The following is a 20,613-nucleotide window of genomic DNA, read 5'->3' on the forward strand; positions in this document are numbered from 1 at the left end:
CAGCGTGGCCGGTGAGGGGTTCGCTCACCGGCTGGCCGGTGGTCAGGTCCCACACCCGCACCCTGGTGTCCCCACTGCCGGTGACGGCGACGGGCCGACCGTCGATCTCCGTGCACGCCACCGCGAACCCTGTGCCAGCGTGGCCGGTGAGGGGTTCACTCACCGGCTGGCCGGTGGTCAGGTCCCACACCCGCACCCTGGTGTCCCCACTGCCGGTGACGGCGACGGGCTGCCCGTCGAGAGTTGTGCACGCCACCGCGGTCACGCCGCTGGTGTGGCCGGTGAGGGGTCCGCCCACCGGCTGGCCGGTGGTCAGGTCCCACACCCGCACCGTGCGGTCCTCGCTGCCGGTGACGGCGACGGGCCGCCCGTCCAGCACGGTGCACGCCACCGCGCGCACGGTGTTGGTGTGGCCGGTGAGGGGTTCACTCACCGGCTGGCCGGTGGTCAGGTCCCACACCCGCACCGTGCGGTCCGTGCTGGCGGTGACGGCGACGGGCCGCCCGTCCAGCATCGTGCACGCCACCGCCTCCACGTGGTCGGTGTGGCCGGTGAGGGGTTCACCCACCGGCTGGCCGGTGGTCAGGTCCCAGACCCGCACCGTGTCGTCCGTGCTGCCGGTGACGGCGACGGGGCGGCCGTCGAGCATCGTGCACGCCACCGTGCGCACGCCGCGGGTGTGGCCGGTGAGGGTGTCGCGCAGGGCGGGGTTGAAGGTGCTGCCGGTGGCCCACCGAGGTGTCCAGGTGCCGGGTGGGATGCGGTGGGTGAGGTCGTGGTGGAGGTGGTGGGCGCCGGCGCGGGCGGCATCGAGGGCGAGGACCTGGCGGCGTTGCCTCGGGGTGGTGTTCTGGTGGCGGTGGAGGCCGGTGCGGTAGACGGCGGCGGCCAGGCGGGCGGTGTCGTGGTGGGCGTGGTGGAGGTGTGGGGTGAGGCCGCGGGGTTCTGCGTGGACGAGGTACTCGGCATCGACGAGGACCTCGTCGAGGAGCCCGGCCTGGGCGGCGTGGTGGGCGAGGTAGGTGCGGGCGTAGGGGTGGGCGCGGGACCAGTCTCGGGTGCCGTCGGCGTGGTAAGGCACGCGGTCGGTGAGGACCCGCACGTAGGCGGCATGCACGGCCCGGTCGTCGGTGTCCTCGCGCAGGTGCTCGGCCATGGCCTCGTGGTAGAGCCGGTAGGCCGAGCGGTCGTTCTCAATGGCCTCGACCACGTAGGAACCAGCCTCGTGGCGCAGCCACAGGAGGTCATCGTCGGTGTAGGGGCGGCCGGAGATTTCGGTGGCGAGGGGCGCCCAGATGTCCTCCCAGGGCAGGCCCTGGCCCTGGGCGTAGGCGAGGGGGCGCAGGAGGTCGGTGGCGCGCTGGGCGTGGTGGCTGAGGCGCCGGTGGAGGTCTTCGCGCATGGCGTCGCCGGCGTGGCGGGGCAGCGATGCCCGCCAGGCAGCGTCGGTGGGGTCGGGAATGGTGGGGGATGCGGCGAGGGTGCCGGCGGTGATGCGGGCGATGAGGAAGGAGTGCCCGGCGGCGGTGGCGACGGCTTGGGCGACCGGTCGTACCGTGTGGGGCCGGTCACGGTAGGGGGAGGTGCGGCGGGCCTGGAGCAGGGTGCGGGCGGTGTAGGTGGTGAGGGCCTGGTGGTCGCGGTAGCGGGGGCTGTCGAGGTCGATGACGTGGTCGGTGTTGGTGGGGTCGATACCGAGGCGGGGCAGGAGGTAGGGGCGGGTGCCCAGCAGCAGGCGGATGCGGCCGCGGGAGTGCTGGATGAGGGGGCGCAGGATGGTGGTGCAGAGGGTGTGGGGGGTGGCGGCTTCGTCGAGGGCGTCGATGAGGACGGTCAGTGGCCGGGGGCGGTGGTCGAGGGCGTCGAGGAGTTCGCCGACGGTGCTGGCCCGGACGCGGGCAGCGGCACAGAGGGCCTCAAGGACGTCGGTGTCGGTCAGACGCTGGGCGTAGACCGCGGCGTCTAGGGTGCCGGCGGCGATCAGGTCCTGCGGCAGGCCGAGTGCGTGGAGGGGGACGGTGCGGCGGCGTTCGGGGTGTGTGAGGGCGGCGATCAGGCCGAGGACGGCGGTCTTGCCGGAGCCGGGGGCGGCGGTGACCACCCGGCAGGCCTGCGTGTCCGGGCCGGGAGGGGGGTTGAGCCAGGTGGCGAGGGCCCGGAGGGCGGTGTGTCGGCCGCTGAACCACCAGGTGGGGGCTGTGATGAGGTCGCCACCCGGATCTGCGTGGTAGCCCATGGCGCGTACCAGCAGGCGGGAGGTGAACTCGGTCTCCCGCCGCTGGTCCTGTTCGTCGAAGGCGGCGGCCTGCTGGAGTACGAGGTCGACCTCGGTCAGTTGTACGTCGTGGCGGGGGTTGGGAAGGAACGCGGGCGGCTCGCCGTCCAGGCCCACCATGGCCAGGCCGATCCGCTGGTGGCCGGGCAGGTCCTTTGAGCCGTTCATGTGCTGCACGACGGCGTCCACCGACAGCGTGCCGGGCCCGTGTCCGGCGACCGACAGAGCGGTGACCGCCTCTTCCAGCAGCTTCGGGAACAGGCCTGCCGTCGCCTGCTGGTGCGGCTGGGCGGAGGAGACGACCACTAGGCCTGACCCGGAACTCCTGCCCCAGGCCGCGCCAAGGCGCTCCAGCGCGGCGGCGGCCATCTGGTTGCCGCCTTGGCCGACGTAGCAGGCGTCCAGCAGCAGCATCACCCGGCGGATCCGGGTGTCGCGCAGCATCGTCCGCGTCAGCTCTGTGGTGGGCAGCGCGGTGTAGGTCAGGTCGTCGGGGTCGGTGTCGGCGGTGAGCAGGACGTGTTCCTCGCCGTCGTCGAGGATCTCGCCGTGGCAGGACAGGTAGAGCGTCAGCAGGTCGTCCTCACGCCGCTCCGGCGAGGCGCAGAACGCGCGCAGGGCATCGGTCAGCTGTTGTCTGGTCGGGCTGAGCGGCAGCGCGTCGTGGAGGAGGTAGCCGAACGTGCCGGTGAACAGGTCGACGACCCTGGCGCGGGCCTGCACCAGGCCGGGCCGGTTCCACTTCCGGTTCTTCGGGTAGTCGGCGACCACCGCGGAGATCAGGTACCGGCGCTGCCCTGAATCACCGTCCTGCGGAATGCTCATGCCAGGCCCTCGGCGATGGCCTTCCCGCACAGCTCATCGGTCAGGTACGAGGTGGCGTCGTGGGCGTGCACGCCGTTGTACAACGTGGCGGAGCTCAGCCGCCTGCCGAAGAGCGGGCGCAGGTCCTTCACCAGCGCCACCACGTCGCCGGTGGCGGCAAGGTTTGTCCACGCCAGCTGCTCGCCGCCCGGCCATGCCCCGCGCAGTTCCTTGCCGTCCCGTTCCGGGGCGGGCTGGAGGCGGTCGAAGACCAGGTTGCGGATTCCCAGGGGCGAGCCGATCGTCACCAGCGCCCGCACCCCGTGCCCGGGCAGCGCGCCCAGCGCCTCGTAGGCGACCACGGAGCCGAGCGAGTGCGCCACCACCACCCGGGTGTCCGGGCCGATCTGCGCCATGACCCGGGCGCGGGCCTGCTCACGGACCTGCTGGTCGGTCAGGTAGGCGCGGACCTGCTTGAGGTCCGCGACCACGGCCCGCAGCGCCAGGTTCGCGAAGAACGTCGACCCGGACAGGGCCCGCAGCGCGGCCTGTACCGACCGCGGGGTCGCCACCAGCGTGCCGTCGGCATCCGGCGCCACCACCCCCGGGTCCGTCTGCGCGGCCGCCCGCCACCACGCCGCCAGCAACTCCTGCTCGAAGCCGTCCTCGACATCCCGAGCGGTGTAGGGCGGGTCGCCGGCGGCGAGGAACTGCCCGGCCGGACGGAACAGGTCCCCGTAGAAGCCCACCGCCACATCCAGCTCCGCCACCAGACCCTCCGCCCCGGCCCGGCGCAGCCCGTCACTCATGGCCGGCCACCACACGGACCGCAGCCGGTCCTCCCCCTGCACCTGCTGCCCCATCCCGTGCACACACCACCCGCGCCACGACACCCACCCCACCCGAACTGAAGAAACCGGCCCCGACGGCTCCACACCTACCAGTACCCGTTCATCCCCGGCAGGTGAATCCCCAACACCAACGCCGCGATTTCGCCGACTGCGCCGCCGAGGCCGCCCACCAGCCGCCCCAACGAGCGGGCGATGGCCCTTCCCCTCACCCGAGCAGGCCCCGCCCGGCGGCCGTGCCGGCCGTGGCCGGCCTTCTTCAGAGCGGTCTGGAGTTCGTCGCGGGTCATGGTGGAGCGGAGGGGGAGGTGGCCCTCTTGTACAGCTCGGCCTTCGTCAGCCTGGACAGGTCCTCGCGCCGGCGGCCGGCTGCGGCGCCGGTCTTCTTGCCGGTGGCGCTGGTCGCCGGTCGGGCTGTTCGGATGGGGGTGCTCTTCTTGGCCCCGGTGTCCTTCGGCCGGTGCTCGGCGGCTAGCAGCACGTGCCCAGGCGTGTCAGGGCAGAGTGGGCCAGAGCGAGGCGGCGCTGCCCCAAGAAGGAGAAGGTTGCCTTCAAAGTCATCTCAGGACCGGGCCGACCACCTTGGGTCTCTGCCTCCAGCAGGCCGCAGAATCCAGAGGGATACGGCCCGCCACCGCTTGGCCCACATCCGACGGCTCGGCCGACTGGCGCGTTCGCGCGCCGCCCAGCCCGTGTCGGCCGGTCGTGCCCGGCCGCCGAACCGGCGCAAGGCACCACCACCTACCTGCCCCGCTCCGTCCAAGTCCTCCCGGGCGAGCTAAAACCGGCTCGCCCCGTTCTGTGTATGCAGCCAGCAGGGGGGGCGATGATGACCGCGAGTGCTGCGGTTGGGTTCGCCGCCATCATCCGGGAGAGCCTCGCCGGACCGATGGCCGAAGCCGCCGACGAACTTGATTACGACAGCGCCCCGCGGCTGCGGACCGCGGCGCTGGTGGGACCAAGGATCAACCGCACTTGGGGTTGGTGACGCAGTCGTTAACGGCGCCCCGCAGTGCCGTGACCTGCGGTACAGCTTCGCAAGAGCTTTGGCTGCTGTTTACACCTGTTTGTCGTGTGATTCCAGTCACTTCTTGATCTTGGTTCTTTGTCGATGTAATGACAGTCAGATATATCTGCTGCCACTTCAATTTGCTGTACATAACTGTCTGGTGGGTTCAGAGTGCTCCGCCGTTCTTTGGCAATCCTGCTGTCCATGGTCATGGTCGTCCTCGGGACGTCCGAAGGTGCGGCCGCCGCGGAAGAGCTGGTCCGCCAGGCTGCCGTGGCAGCCGTCGATCCGGGGCCGTTGCCGAAGCAGGGTCAGGGCGACGCCGACGGGCGCTCTCACGACACCACCGCGGGTGCGACCAGTGCCGATGCCGAGGGCGGGCGACCGGGTGCGTCTCCAGCTCCGGGGGAGCTCGCGGAGGAGAAGGCGACCGGCACCGAGCCGGCGGCGGCCGTCATACCGCCGCCGGCGGCGCTGCCCACGACCGAGGCCAAGGTCGTTGCTGCACCCGTTCAACCGCCGAGCACCAAGATCGACCCTGCGAAGAGCTTCGATCCGGCGAAGAGCAAGGAACTTCCCGAGAAGCGCACGGCTCAGCAGCGCACCTTCGAGAACGCTGACGGCACGTTCACCACCCGCAGTTATCCCCAGGCGGTCAACTTCCGTCGCGCCGACGGCACCTGGGCGTCCATCGACACCACGCTGATCGCCTCGGGCAAGGCTTCCGCCGGCCGCGCGGCGCCGACCCAGACCGGCTGGACCACCAGCTCCGGTGAGCGTCAGCTGAACCTGGCGCTCACCGCGGACGCGGACCCACTGGTCAGCCTCGATCTCGGGGACGGAGTTTCCGTCGGTTACGCCCTCCATGACGCCGCCGCGGTCCAGGGCACCGCTCAGGGCAGCACCTTGACCTACCCGAACGCCCGCCCGCAGGCCGACGTCACCTTCCTTGCCGGGAGCACCTCCTTCAAGGAGACCCTCGTCCTCAAGGACTCCTCCGCGCCCACCGAGTGGGTGTTCCCGCTCCGCCTTCAGGGTGTGACCGCGTCCCTGGATGCAAGCGGTGCGGTTCTGTTCACCGACACCGCTGGTACGGTGCGCGGCCGCATGCCGGCCGGCTGGATGCAGGACTCCGCGTTCGCGCCCAACACCGAGGAGGGCGTCTTCTCCGGCCAGGTCACCTACGAACTCCTCCCCCCAGTCGCCGGACAGGCAGCGGGCCCGGCGCTGAAGGTCAAGCTGGACGAGACCTGGTTGCACGCTCCCGAGCGGGTCTTCCCCGTGAAGGTGGACCCGTCCCTCTCCTCCGTGAAGGCGGTCGACGGCACCTACGCGGAGAGTCCCTACAACCAGGACTTCTCCGCGGACACCGTCCTGAAGGCCGGCACCTACGACGGTGGGGCCCACAAGGCGGCGTCGTTCATCCGCTTCAACGGCATCGAGTCCTCCCTCCAGAACGCCAACATCCTCGGCGTCCAGCTCTCGCTTTACGACGCGTGGTCCGCTTCCTGCAATGCCCGGCCGGTGACTGTCCACCAGATCACGTCCGCCTGGTCGGAGAGCTCGGTGCGCTCGTGGCCTGGCCCCACGACCGGCGGCGCGCTCACGGCCGGAAACTTCGCCCACGGATGGCGCTCCTCCCCGTCCGCGTCCTGGGCGTGCGCCCCCGCCTGGGAGTCCCTCGACCTCGGTGCAGACGGCCGGCGCCTGGTGAATGAGTGGACCCATGGATGGACGCCCAACTACGGCCTGGCGATCAAGGCCGACGAGCGGGACTCGAACGGCTGGAAGCAGTTCGGCAGCGATGACATGCCCGGCGGTGAGCCCAGCCTCAACGTGACCTGGTCCAAGTACGGCGCGGACTACGAGCTCTGGGGCCTCCAGCAGCCGGTGACCGCCACCCAGGAGGGCATCGTCCGGCTGCGTGCCTGGAACCGCGGCATGGAGACCTGGACACCCGGCAACAGCTACAAGATGTCGTACCTGCTGTTCGACCAGTGGGGCAACGACATCACCAACTACGGCAGCAACATCGCCTGGACGTCCATGCCCTACGACGTCCCCCCGGGTGGCGGCGTGGTGGTCGACGCGCACATCCGCTCCCTGCCGCAGGGCGCGTACACCGTCGCCTTCACGATGGACGACTACCAGCACAGCAACTTCTGGGCCGACGCGCGCGTGCAGCCAATCTCGATCCAGCTCTCGTCGGTCAACGTACCGCCGCACCTCACCCGGCTCGCCCCGCCTTCGGGGGCGGTGGTGTACCAGCTCAACCCCACCCTCACCGCCGAGGGTCAGGACCCCGACCGATCGCCCTACCCCGAGGTCGACTACCAGTTCTCCGTGTGCCGCGTGGTCGGCGCCGACACCCACGTGGACTGCCACACGAGCGCCTGGCTGCACCGACAGTCCCGATTCGTGGTGCCGGAAGGCTGGCTGGACTGGAACGAGCAGTACGCCTGGTACGCCAAGGTCGGAGACGGAGCCGGTGAGAGCGCCTGGTCACTGACCTCACTCATCCGCGCCGTACTCCCGCAGCCGAACCAGTACGTCACCGACGCCGACGCCGGGCGCAGCGTCAACACCGCTGTCGGTAACTACACCACCGCGGCGACGGACGCGACGCTGCCCACGGTCGGCCCGGACCTGTCCGTCACCCGCAGCTACAACTCGCTCGACCCGCGATCCGACGGCGCGTTCGGCGCCGGCTGGAGCAGCCCGTGGGACATGCAGATCCAGGTGGAATCGAGCAGTTGGCTCTCCCTGCCCGGGAACGTGTTGCTCACTGCCTCCAATGGTTCCCGGGCCAGGTTCGGCTGGAACCCGGGGAAGAACGCCTACGTCGCGGGTAGCGGCGTGGCGGCCGATCTGCGCAAGGCGGACAGCGGCGGTTGGACGCTCACCGACCGCGTGGGCGTGATCCACACCTTTGGCGCCGACGGCAAGCTCACCCGCATCACCGACACCGCCGGCCACACCCAGGACTTCGTCTACAGCGGCGGCCACGCCGTCCAGGTCAAGGACTCAGCCTCCGGCCGCTCGCTGAACCTCACCTGGACGGGCACCCACGTCACCGCCGTGACCGCCACGGGGTCCACCAACAGCTGGTCCTACCAGTACAACGGCGACCAGCTCACCAAGGTCTGCCCGCCCGGCGTTGCACTCACCGCCGCGACCGGTTGCACCGTCTACGAGTACGGCACCGGATCGCGCTACCGCACCGCCGTGCGAGACGCCGACCCGAGTGGCTACTGGCGCCTCGGCGAGTCGGACGGCAGCGCGGCCGCCAACGACGCCCAAGTCAGCGACCGGGCACCCGGCGACGTCAAGGACGCGACCTGGGGTGCACCGGGTGCGCTCGCTGGCAGCGGCGACCACGCGGTGACCTTCAACGGGCGCTCCACCTCCTACGTCGAACTGCCCAACCGCACGATCAGCGCCTCCACCAACCGCACCGTCGAGCTGTGGTTCCGTACCAGCACGGCAGGTGTGATCCTCACCTATCAGAACCGCGCCATGGGAGAGAACCCGTACAACGTCGTTCCGGCGCTCTACGTCGGCTCGGACGGCAAGCTGCGCGGCAAGTTCAACAGCCCACAGGACTCGATCGCGACCTCGGGCAGCGTCACCGACAACGCCTGGCACCACGTGGTGCTCGCCGGTGCCCGGGACAACACCGCACTGTTCCTCGACGGTGCCAAGGTGGGCACCACCGCCGGTGACATCGACCATCTGAACATGGACCGCGCCTACCTGGGCGGCGGCTACACCGGCAATTATCCCGGTGGTAACGGCGGCTGGTCCTGGTTCACCGGCCAGATCGACGATGTCGCGGTCTACGACTACCCCTTGACCGACCAGGTCATCGGCGAGCACTACGCCCTGCGAGCCAGCAGCACCCAGCTCACCAAGACGACCCTGCCGACCGGTCGTACCAGCGCGCAGGTGACCTACGACGCGGCGACGGAGCGAGTCACCAAGGTGACGGACTCCGCCGGCGGCGACTGGAAGATCTCCGACCCCACGTTCACCGGCGGATCGTTCCTCTACAACAACGCCGTGAAGACTTCCGATCCGGCCGGCTACTGGCGGCTCGGCGAGCGCGACGGCGCGCTCGCCGCGAGCGAGACGGGAACCGGCCTCGCCGGCACCTACGGTGACGGAGTCAGCAAGAAGGCGCCGGGCGTCTTCGCACCGACCGACGACACCGCTGCCCGCTTCGACGGCGGCTCCACCTCGCAGATCGAGATCCCCCAGGACGTCCTCCACGCCAAGACCGAACTGGCCGTCGAACTCTGGTTCAACACCACCAGTCCCGGCGTATTGATGGGCGACCAGAGCCAGAAGATCGACGACCCGGCCGGCGTCGGCGGCACCTGGACCCCTGTCCTCTACGTTGGTTCGGACGGCAAGCTCCGCGGCCGCTTCTCCGGCAACGCGCCGTCCAGCGCGGCCTCGGCCCAGAGCGTCACGGACGGCTCCTGGCACCATGCCGTGCTCTCGGTCCAGGGAACCGCACAGACCCTCTACCTCGACGGTCAGGTTGTCGGCGTCCAGAGCGGTACGGTCGACCACCAAGTCAACAGCCACACCTACCTCGGCGCCGGCTACGCGCGGGGCTGGCCGGCCTCGCCCGGCGACATCAGCCGCTTCACCGGCACCATCGACGAGGCCGGGATCTACCAGCACCCGCTCAGCGAGGCGGACGTCGTGGCCCACTATCGGGCCCGCAGCGCGCAGGTCGCCGGGCAAGGCGTCGGCTACCGAGGCTCTGTCGTCGCCGACTCGCCGGCCGGCTACTGGCGCCTCGACGAAACCGGCAGCACAGCCGCCGCCAGCGAGGTTGCCGCGATCAAGGGCAACGGCAGCTACGCACCGGCAGCCAAGCCCGGCACCACCGGAGTCTTCGGACCTGGCGACGGTCGCGCCACCGAATTCAACGGAACCAGCGGCTCCTACGTCGACCTCCCCACTCCCATCCTGCAGGCCAAAACCGACATCGCCGCCGAGCTCTGGTTCCGCACCGGCGCACCCGGCGTGCTGCTCTCGCTGCAGAGCGAGCCCATGGGCGCCGCGCCGTACAGCGTCGTGCCCGCCCTGTACGTCGGATCCGACGGGAAGCTGCGCGGCGAGTTCTTCGGCATCAACGGCGGACCGATCACCTCCGGCGGCGCCGTCACCGACGGCTCCTGGCACCAGGCGGTGCTCAGCGCCGGACAGGGCACGCAGTCGCTGTACCTGGACGGCACCCTGGTCGGCACCGCCACCGGTACCGTCGTTCACCTGAACATGAACCGCACCTACTTGGGCGGCGGCTACGTCGGCAACATGCCCGGCGGCAACGGCGGCTGGTCCTGGCTGAACGGTCAGCTCGACGAGGTCGCGTTCTACCAGTACCCGCTGAGCGCGGAGCGCGTGGCCGCCCACTACCAGGCCCGGTCCCTCTCCTCGGCCACCGAACTGGCCTCCCGCGTGACACTGACCGACCCGGCCGGCAACGTCTCCACCGACATCCACGACGTCACCCGCGGTAACCGCCTCATTTCGCACATCGACGAGGCCGGCGGCACCACCAGCTACACCTACGACACCGGTGGCTTCGTCCACACCGTTACCGACCCGAACGGACACTCCACCGTCAGCGGTCACGACGAGCGCGGCAACACCCTCTCCCTGACCACCTGCCGCGACGTCAACTCCTGCTGGACGGCGTACACCAGCTACTTCTACAACAAGGACAACCCGCGCGATCCGCGCAACGACAAGCCCGTCGAGACCCGCGACGCCCGCTCTGCCGGGCCCGGCGACACCACCTATCGCATGACCGTCGCCTACAACGCGCTCGGCCTGCCCGATTCCACCACGCGCCCTGACGGTCGCACCACCCGCACCACCTATACCACCGGCACCGAACCTGCCTTCGGTGGCGGCACCACCCCGGCCGGACTGCTCGCCAGCGAGACCACCGCAGCAGGCGCCGTCACCGGCTACACCTACTTCTCCAACGGCGACCTGGCCCGCACCACCCTGCCCAGCGGACTCACCCTCACCTACGGCTACAACGCCGCAGGCCGCAAGGCCTGGACGACCGAGACCTCCGACGCCCAGCCCGCCGGCGTCACCACCACCTACGAGTACGACGATCTCGGTCGCCAGGTCGCGCAGACCGGCCCGAAGGTGACTGATGCCGTTACCGGCGACACCCACCAGACGAGGACCACCGTCACTTTCGACTTCGACGGCCGTTCCACCAGTACGACCACTGCAGACATCGCAGGCCTCGACGGCTCCCGTACCGCCAGCAGCAGCTATGACAGCGCTGGCCGCCCGGAGAGCGACACCGACGCCGCAGGATCCGTCACTCGCTACGGCTACGACAGCCTCAGCCGCCGCACCTCCGTCACCGACCCGCTCGGCCAGGTCACCACCTACACCTACACTTCCCGCAGCCAGCCCGCGACCACCGCCGTCACGGGCTGGAACGGCGACGGCAAGGCGGCCCGCGACCTCGCCGTCGAGTCCCGCGCCTACGATCCCGCCGGTCGCCTCGCCTCTGTCACCGACGCCGTGGGCGCCGTTACCAGCTACACCTACTTCGACGACGGCCTGCCCGCCACGACCAAAGCGGAAGGCGTCACCCAAGCCGACGGCACCACCCGTTCGATCGTCATGGAGGCCGACGAGTACGACGGCGCCGGACACCTCGTGAAGCAGACCACCGCCGACGGCACGACCGCCGTACGCACCATCGACCCCTCCGGGCGTGTCACCCAGACCGTCCTCGACCCGACCGGCCTCAACCGCACCAGCACCCTCACCTACGACGCCGATGACCGCGTCACCACCAGCACCCTCAAGGTCAGCGACGCCGAGAACAGCGTCCAGACCAACACCTACGACCTCGCAGGCCGCCTGACCCGCACCCAGCTCGCCTCCTCCACCGGCGGCGCCACCGCGGTCAGCACCTTCAGCTACGACCAGCGCGGCCGGCTCACCGCCGCCACCTCCCCGAACGGCAACGCCGCCGGCGCCGCTTCGGCCGCCTACACCACCGCCTTCCAATACGACGCCCTCGGACGCCAGACCGCCGCGATCGCACCATCAGTTGCAACCGAGAGCGGAGGCGCGGCCGCCACCACAGCCCGCCCGACCAACACCACCGGCTACAACGCCTTCGGCGAGGCCGTCTCCACCAGGGACCCGCTCGGCCAGGTCGCCAAGATCGCCGTCGACCCGCTCGGCCGCATCACCGAGGCCCGTCTGCCCTCCTACACCCCGCCAGGCGCCACCACTGCGCTGAATGCTGTCAGCCGTATCGAGTACGACAAACTCTCGCGTGTCGCCGCCATCACCGACCCGGCCGGGCGGCGGACTACCTTCGGCTACGACCGCCTCGACCACCAGATCCAGCGGGTCGACCCCAACTCCCTCGGCGGCCTCCAGCCCCCGGTGGACGACAATCCGCCCACCTGGTCGGCCACCTGGACCCCCACTGGCCTGCAGCTTTCCGCCACCGACCCGGTCGGCGCCCGCACCGAGGCCACCTACGACCAACTCGGCCGCACTCTCACCGCGACCATCGTCGAGCGCCAGCCCACCCCGCAGAACCTGACCACTAAGTTCACCTGGGACGACGCCGGCAACAACACCGCCCTCACCACCCCGGCCGGCAGCACCAGCACCGCCACCTACAACCGCGCCGGCCAGGTGCTCACGAGCACCGACCCGCTCGGCCGCGTCAGCAAGGCCGAGTACGACGGCCTCGGCCGCACGGTGCGAGCCATCGCCCCGCTTGGTGAATCCGTGCGCATCCGCTACGACGGCCTCGGCAACCCCACCGCCACCGACAACCTGGACGCCGCCGGGACCGTCCTGCGCACCACCACCGCCGGCTTCGACCTCGAAGGGCGCGTCCTCACCACCACCAGCCCGACCACCAGTGCCGTCACCCGCACCGACTACGACGCGCTCGGCCGCCCGGTGAAGCTCACCGAACCGGTTGCCACCGGCCAGACGATCACCACCACCTTCGGCTACGACGCCGCAGGCAACCGCACCCGCCTCACCGACGGCCGGGGCAACAGCACCATCTACACCTACAACACGTGGGGCCTGCCCGAGTCCACCGTCGAGCCGGTCACTGCGGCGCATCCGGCCGCCTCCAGCCGCACCTGGACCACCACGTACGACGTGGCCGGCCAAGCCGTGAAGCTGGCCGAACCCGGCAGCGTCGTCCGCACCCGCTCCTTCGATCCCGCCGGCCGACTGGTGAAGGAGAGCGGCACCGGTACGCAAGCCACCACCATCGACCGGGAGCTGACCTACGACAAGGCCGGAAATCTCATCCGGCACAACTCCTCGGCCCTGAACGGGCAGCTCTACGCCTACAACGACCGCGGCCTGCTCATCAAGGCCGGCACCGATCTGACGGCGGCCGCCCAGACCTGGGAGTACGACGCCGACGGGCGAATCACCAAGCACCGTGACAAGGACAGTGACCTGACCGTCCTCGGCTACAAGGCCGACGGCCAACTCGACTGGGCCAGCAACTCCAAGACCCAGACCCAGAACTGGTACGCCTACGACGGCGACGGCCGCATCAACAAGCAGTGGTACGTCGCACCGGACCCGGCGGACGCCACCAAGCTCAAGTCCACGTCGGAGCGGCGCCTGAGCTACGACGCCCTCGGCCGTCTGAGCAGCGACCAGGTTCTTGCCGGCAACCCCGCGACCGCCCCGCTCACTGGCACCACCTACGAGTACGACCTCGACGACCGTCTGACCCGCAAGACGGTCAGCGGCGGCGCCATCGACCCCGTCAAGGACAACCGCTACGGCTACGACCAAGCCGGCCGCCTGACCTCCTGGACCGCCGACGGCACTACCACCGCCTACCAGTGGGATGCGGCCGGCAACCGCACCAAGAACGGCACCACCACCGCTACCTACGACGAACGCAACCGTCTCCTCTCCGACGGCACCAGTACCTACCGGTACAACGCCCGTGGCACCCTCGCCCAGGTCACCACTGGCACCACCGACGAGATCCTTACCCAGGACGCCTTCAACCGCCTGATCACCGACGGGACCACCACCTACACCTACGACGGCCTCGACCGCGTCACCAGCCGGGGTGCCGCCAAGTTCACCTACGACGGCGGCTCCAACAACCTCACCGGCGACGGCACCTGGAGCTATGCCCGCGATACGGCCGGCAACCTGCTCGGCGCCACCAACGGCACCGCCAACGTGCGGGTGCGCACCGACCGGCACACCGACGCCACCGCCACCCTCGATACCAACGGCACCTCCGTCGTCGGCGCGACCACCTACGACCCCTTCGGCAAGCCCACCACCACCAGCGGCACCCGCTCCAGCCTCGGCTACCAGAGCGGCTGGACCGATCCCATCAGCGGCGATGTCAACATGGCCGCCCGCTGGTACCGCCCCGGCACCGGAGGCTTCACCAGCCGCGACTCCTTCCTCCTGGACCCCAGTCCCTCCGGCCAGGCCAACCGCTACACCTACGCCAACAGTGATCCGCTGAACGGCATCGACCCCACCGGGCATGCATCCATCAAGGACGGCGCCGGCGGCGGCGGTGGCGGCGGCGGCGTCAGGCCCGCCCCCGCCCCCGTCACCGGTCAGCAGGCACCCGCGAACAGCAACAACCAGGGCATCGAGTTCGGGAAGGGCAAGTTCGACGGAAAGATCACCATCAAGCCGGGACCCCAGAGCGCGGGCCAGCCCCCGACCGCGGGCAAGCCCCAGACCTCCCAGGCCTACGCCGACCAGCTGAACTCGTACACCGGGAAGAGCCCGACCCAGAACTACACGTCCGCCTACACCAACCCGTCAGGCGCCGTCGGGTTCTACACCGCGACGGGGAACGGTTCCTACGACCTCAGCGAGTACTACCAGGCTCAGTGGGAGGCCCGGCACAGCTCCCGGCCGACCTCCTCTCCCTCCTCCTCATCGCAGAGCCCGACCGGCGCGGGCAGCCCCCAGTCGCCGGGCGGCCAATGCACCACCTGCCGCCGACCCACATCGCCCGTGCGCCCCACCGTTTTCCACCCTGAGCCCCCCAAGCCCCTGTTTGACAAGACCCGGCCCGCCGTCGAGCGCCCCGCCCCCAAGCTCAACTGGTCCCCGCCGAACAACCACGACGCCCTCAACGTCATCGCCGCTTCCTACAGCTCCGCTGCCCTCTCTGCCATGCTGATAGTGCAGCCGAATGTCACCCCGAACACGGTGGCTGCCTCCGGTCCTCAACCGAATCAGGGCGGGAACAGGCGGCCGAGCTGCCTGGACCGTCGCCCGGCCACGGCCGAGAGTGACGACAGGAGGCCTGGGGGTCGGGGATGGATTGACTATGGCGACATGGAGGATGTCGCAGGCAGCCCGGGAGTGAAGCGGCCCACCATGGCCGAGGCATGCCTGGTCGGTACGCCGAACGCCAAGCGTGGCGCGCGTGCGGACGGACCCATCACAGGGTGGGCGGAAGCCCAGACGACTGCGACAGCCGCGGGCTGGGACCTCGCTGACAAGGACTCGCTACTGCTGGCCCGTTGCCACCTCATAGCTCGGGAGTTTGGTGGCCGAGGCGTGGCAAAGAACCTAACGCCATGCTTCCAGCGCGGTGTGAACACAACTGCGTTTGGAATGCGAGATTTTGAACAAAACGTTGTAGGGAAAGCCCTGAAGGATAAAATGGTCGTCACCTACATTGTAGATCCGATCTATAGCACGCCGTCGAGTAAGATTCCGACTGGATTCTTCATGGTAGCTTTCGGGGAAGGCGCCGACGGTAGGCGGGCGGGGCTAGGATCGAGAATCGTAAACAATGAGAAACTTGGCCCTGGTGGACAAATGGTTCAGCTTGGCGATTAGAAGGGCAAAGGGATGATCAGTGCTATCGGCCGTCTCGGGGAGCTGATGGGCGAGTCTGGCCGCGAGCCTACCAGCGTGAATTGGGCGGAGGCTGTCGAGAGGCTCGGTGTTCAGCTGCCGGCGGACTTCCGGGAGCTGGTGGAACGGTATGGCCGCGTCCAGTACTTCGGGGACCTTGTTGTGGGGGCGCCGTCCCTCCGGCCGGGTGTTCCGGACGGGGAGAGGTTCGACGGCCTCTACGAGTTCAACAAGGACATCGGGGAGATGCTTGAGGTGTGGTACGGGTGGGTCCCTGAGTTTGGCCGTCCGTACGAGCCGTTTCCGGCGAAGGGTGGCCTGCTCGCATGGGGAAGCAACACCACTTGCGACTATTTCTGCTGGGACACATCGGCCGACGACCCCAGCCAATGGCCGGTCGTGGTGTGGCGGTTCGGTATCAGTGAAATGAATTATTTCGACGGCGGCATGGCCGACTTCCTCGCCGCTGTTCTGACGGGCGAATTCCCCGATGCCGAGGAACTCATCGACCGTTCCATGAGTCCCGAAATGTGGCGGTCATTGTCGCCTTGAGCATGCGGGTCAGCGCCTGGGATGGGCCTTTAGCACATGGTCAGGACCGGTCTTTGGAGAGAGTTCATTGAGGAGTCGTTCGGATTGCCTTCATGAGGGCGATCCGAACGACTTTTGCTTCGACTGTTCGCGGGCGCAAGCGCGGTACGAACTTTCGGCGATGTTCTACGAGGATCTGACTGGGCGTTTCGTTCCTGAATTCCGAGAAATCGTAGCACGATCTTGTGACTCGCTACTGGTGAGCGCTACCGATGTGACGATTCGTCCGTTCGTGATCGCGTGAGCAACAATCTATGGATTGTGAACGAAGAATTGTGGGCCCGGATCGAGCCGTTGCTGCCAGCCTGGCCGCAGTGGTCTCCGGGCCATCGCCCAGTCGATGACAGACGCTGTCTGCAGTACGTCCTGTTCGTGCTCTACACCGGCATCTGTGCTGGTAAGAATGCTGTCACCAGCCGCAAATTGCGGTGATCTGCGGGGGCGTCACTCGTGCGGGTGGCTCCGAGGCCGTACGACGGCGGCGGGTGAAGCGCTACGAGGACGATCGGCGATAGGTGCAGATCTTGTAGGGGAGCCTCGTTGGGGTAATGTTCGAGGGTTTCCGGCGTGACCGGACTGGTGAACTCCTAGCGTCATCGGCGGGGTGCCCGCAGCGGGTGCGGGCGTCGAGCCGGGGCGGGTGGTGTAGTGCCATCGTTGATGGAGGCATTGGAGGCCAAGGAGGCCGCGGCTCATGATCGGGTTGATCGGTTGCGTGAGCAGATTGCCGCGCTTCCGGAGGAGTTGTCCCGACCAGAGGGTCAGCTGACGCGGCTGCGGATCACGCGGGAGACGGTGGATGAGGCGCTGGCCGACAGGCCGTCCGCGGCGGCCGGTGGAGCGGGCCGGTGTGGCCGCGGCATTGCTGTCGGCCGTGGCCGAGCTGGATGTGACGGTAATATCGCCGGAGTACCGGGCGGTCATCGTGGCGCCCGACCCGACCAGAGACTTGAGAGTGGCTCTCAAGGGCCTCCAGGGCGCCTACGCCGCGCTCGCTCCGGCCACCTACTCCGCAGCCAGGGAAGCGAACCCGCAGGCAGCCGAAGCCCTGCTCGCCCAGATGAAGAGGACCGCAGCGGGAATCCTCCGACAGGGCCGGCCGGGCAGCAAGCACCATCTAATGGGGGCCGAAGCAGGTGAAGCCCAAAGCACCACGGGGTCCAGAACCCTCAGATCAGACAGGCTCGCTGGCTTCACCTCGGCGGTGATCAGCTGACGTCCCGTGAGTCATACGACATACCCGAGCCTTGACCCTCCAGAGAGTTGGCCCCGGGCGTGTCGGCGGTCGTGGCAAAGTCCAGGTGTGCGGCCAGTCGAGTCCAGGCTGATGGCCACCGGAGATCCAGGTGGATGGCCTGTTGTTCCTGATCGCTTCCTTATCTGAAGGAGACCCCTCCGTCCGGTTTGCTGGTGTTTGCGAGCATCAGCAACCGGCCGGAGAGGTCCTGTGACGAAGTCTGACAGAGAGATCATGGAAATCTTTGAGGCGTACGACCTGACCGAGACGGTCTGGTCGGCAGCCACCCTGACGGGGCACGACCCGAAGACGGTCAAGCGGTATGTCGAGGCCCGAGACAGCGGGCGCAATCCGTATGAGCGCGAGCCGCGCCCGAAGATGATCGACGCGTTCCTGGAGAAGATCGAGGAGTGGGTCGAGCAGTCCAAGGCGACGATCCGCGCCGACGTGGTCCATGACAAGCTCGTGAAGATGGGCTATCCAGGCAGTGCCCGCTCGACCCGGCGGGCAGTAAACGCGGCGAAGACCGCGTGGAAGACCGGGAAGCGGCGGACCTACCGGCCGTGGATCCCCGAGCCCGGGCGGTGGCTGCAGTTCGACTGGGGAGAGGGCCCGCGCATCGGCGGGCGTCGGACCTGGCTGTTCTGCGCGTGGTTGTCCTGGTCGCGATTTCGGGTGGTCATCCCGGTCTGGGACTGCACCCTGGGCACGCTGGTCGCCTGCCTGGACACCACTTTGCGCCGCATCGGCGGGGCACCGACCTACGTACTGACCGACAACGCGAAGACCGTCACCGTCGAGCACATCGCCGGGATCCCGGTCCGGCACCCGCAGATGGTCGCCGCGGGCCGGCACTACGGCTGCCAAGTGGTCAGCTGCGTGCCCTACGACCCGGAGTCCAAGGGTGGTGCGGAGGCCACGGTCCGCATCGCGAAGGCCGACCTGGTGCCCACGGATGCGAACCTGCTACCCGCCTACGGCACCTTCGCCGAACTCGCGGACGCCTGCTTCACCTGGTGCGATGCGGTGAATGCGCGCCGCCACCGGGCGACCGGACAGATACCCGCCGACCGTCTGGACATCGAACGCACCACGCTGCACGTCCTCCCGCTGGAGCCGCTGGCACTTGCGCTGGGCGAGGAGCGGGTGGTCGGCTCGGACCGCACGATCAGCTTCAACTCGGTGCGCTACTCGACCCCGCCGGGCTATACCGGCACCAGGGTCTGGTGCCGGGTGGTCGGAGAGGAACTGTCCATCTTCGCCCGCACCAACTCCGGTGACCTGTCCGAGATATGGCGCCACCAACTGTCGGTCCCAGGAGTTCCGCAGATCATCGATGCGCACTACCCCGACCACCCCGACGGCCGCGGCGTCCACCAGCCCAGACTGCAGCCGCGCTCGGAAGCGGAGATCGCGTTCGTGGGCATCGGTCCGGGAGCCGGGCGCTGGCTCAAGGAGGCCGGACCCGCCGGCGCCGTCCGTATCCGCGCCAAGATGGCCCGCGCCGTCGAGCTCGCCACCGTCATGGGCTCCGACAGCGTCGATCAGGCCCTTGGGCTGGCAGCGACCGCCGGACGCTTCGCCGACGCCGACCTGCTCTCCATCCTGGAGCATCTCGCGGCGAGCAGACCCGCAGGCGAGGTCGTGCGCGCGGACGAGGCACGCTCCGTCCAGAGCGGCACGATCGGCTGGCAGGCCCTGGGCCAGTAGCCAACGACCCCTAGGCAGTTGAAGACCAGCCGATCGGGGTCAGTCGCCGAGGAACCACAGATACAGGTGCTGCCCGCGCTCGACGACCTGGCACAACTCGCGGGCCTGCCCGACCCAGTCGCCACCACAAGCGGCGGGAAGCCGGTCGAGTTCCGACAACAGCAGCGGCACCTGCCGCTGGTTGAACACCGCATCCCCATACGGAGTCAGGGCCCAGAGCATCGGGAACTCCGCCAGGTCCAGGTCCGCGAAAGCAGCGGTCCACTCCACACCGCCCTGGGCTCGGGCCACAACGTCCCCGCGGTCACCACGCACCGCCATATTGATCACCCGCCGAGCCTATCGGCGCCCACCCCGACCAGCGAAGGAATATACGACCATGACGTTTCCCCAGGCCCCGGCCCTGCCCGAGGAGCTGGACAGGCTGATGCGCCGGATGCGTCTGCCCTATATGCGCAAGGCCGCACCCGACGTGCTGGCCACCGCCCGAGCGCAACGCTGGGACCCCGCCGAGGTGCTGCGGCTGCTGATCGCCGAGGAGGTCACCGGCCGCGACGCCGCCACCCGCCGCCTGCGACGCCACTCGGCGAACTTCCCCACCGGCAAGACCCTGGCCTCCTGGCGGGCCGAGGACTCCACCATCCCCGAACCCACCCAGAACTCCCTGGTCACCCTGGAGTGGATCAGCCGCGCGGAGAACCTGGTGATCGCCGGCCCGTCGGGGACCGGAAAGTCGCACTTCACCGAGGGTCTGGCACAAGCCGCGATCGAGAAGGACCTGCGAGTGGCCTGGTTCACTCTGGAGACCCTGAGCGCGGCGATCGGCAAGTCGAAGGTCGACGGGTCCACCGCCCGGACCGTCGCACGGATCTGCCGGGCCGACCTCATCGTCGTCGACGACATCGGCCTGCTGCCCGTCGGCGAGGACGCCGCCGAGGCGTTCTATCGGATCATCGACGCCGCTTACGAACGCCGCTCGACCGCGGTGACCAGCAACATCCACCCCTCAGGCTTCGACACGATCATGCCCAAGACCCTTGCCGGAGCGAGCACTGACCGCCTGATGCACCACGCCCACCTCGTCACCACGACCGGCGACTCCCACCGACTTGCCGAGGCCCTCGCTGGCAAGGGCGTGGTCCCCCTGCACTGACGCCCACCCTCAGGAACACCGCTGGCCACAGGCATGGACTTCTGATGGCCACCAGCCTGGACACCCAATGACCACCCA

General features: G+C 69.0%; 9 protein-coding genes and 1 pseudogene. 6 read left to right on the forward strand and 4 right to left on the reverse strand.

The window, feature by feature from the left end:
* The 3 genes from ACFTWP_RS34640 to ACFTWP_RS34650 all read right to left on the reverse strand — a co-directional run.
* A partial coding sequence (locus tag ACFTWP_RS34640; RefSeq protein WP_380268995.1) for a caspase family protein occupies positions 1–3,100 on the reverse strand: 3,100 nt, incomplete at its 3' end.
* Complete coding sequence (locus ACFTWP_RS34645) at positions 3,097–3,888, reverse strand: hypothetical protein (RefSeq protein WP_380268996.1); 792 nt, start codon at positions 3,886–3,888, stop codon at positions 3,097–3,099. The genes ACFTWP_RS34640 and ACFTWP_RS34645, both read right to left, overlap by 4 nt.
* A 325-nt stretch (positions 3,889–4,213) precedes the next feature.
* Entirely contained in the window at positions 4,214–4,408 is a 195-nt protein-coding gene (locus tag ACFTWP_RS34650; RefSeq protein ID WP_380268997.1) for a hypothetical protein, read from the reverse strand.
* A gap of 714 nt (positions 4,409–5,122) precedes the next feature.
* Here ACFTWP_RS34650 and ACFTWP_RS34655 point away from each other — a divergent pair.
* From ACFTWP_RS34655 to istA, 5 genes and pseudogenes are all read left to right on the forward strand, one after another.
* Positions 5,123–15,826 carry a LamG-like jellyroll fold domain-containing protein gene (locus tag ACFTWP_RS34655; protein ID WP_380268998.1) on the forward strand — a complete coding sequence of 3,568 codons (10,704 nt, stop codon included), beginning with the start codon at positions 5,123–5,125 and terminating at the stop codon, positions 15,824–15,826.
* 12 nt (positions 15,827–15,838) lie between these two features.
* On the forward strand, positions 15,839–16,396 hold the full coding sequence (locus tag ACFTWP_RS34660; protein WP_380268999.1) for an SMI1/KNR4 family protein: 558 nt from the start codon (positions 15,839–15,841) through the stop codon (positions 16,394–16,396).
* A 279-nt stretch (positions 16,397–16,675) separates the two neighbouring features.
* A pseudogene (locus ACFTWP_RS34665) lies at positions 16,676–16,825 on the forward strand (transposase); the annotation flags it as partial.
* Positions 16,826–17,285: 460 nt separating this feature from the next.
* The gene (locus ACFTWP_RS34670; protein ID WP_380269000.1) at positions 17,286–17,651 is read left to right on the forward strand and encodes a hypothetical protein; all 366 of its coding nucleotides are present in this window, start codon (positions 17,286–17,288) and stop codon (positions 17,649–17,651) included.
* Between the two features lie 255 nt (positions 17,652–17,906).
* Entirely contained in the window at positions 17,907–19,382 is a 1,476-nt protein-coding gene (gene istA / locus ACFTWP_RS34675; protein WP_380269034.1) for an IS21 family transposase, read from the forward strand.
* Between the two features lie 39 nt (positions 19,383–19,421).
* Here the strand turns inward: istA and ACFTWP_RS34680 are convergent, their stop codons facing one another.
* Positions 19,422–19,703: a hypothetical protein gene (locus ACFTWP_RS34680; protein ID WP_380269035.1), complete on the reverse strand. Its 282-nt coding sequence runs from the start codon at positions 19,701–19,703 to the stop codon at positions 19,422–19,424.
* Positions 19,704–19,761: 58 nt separating this feature from the next.
* Here ACFTWP_RS34680 and istB point away from each other — a divergent pair, with 58 nt between their 5' ends.
* The gene (gene istB, locus ACFTWP_RS34685; RefSeq protein WP_380269001.1) at positions 19,762–20,535 is read left to right on the forward strand and encodes an IS21-like element helper ATPase IstB; all 774 of its coding nucleotides are present in this window, start codon (positions 19,762–19,764) and stop codon (positions 20,533–20,535) included.
* Positions 20,536–20,613 lie beyond the last annotated feature (78 nt).

Origin of the sequence: Kitasatospora sp. NPDC057015 (assembly GCF_042673745.1) — a bacterium.
Taxonomy (GTDB): Bacteria; Actinomycetota; Actinomycetes; order Streptomycetales; family Streptomycetaceae; genus Kitasatospora.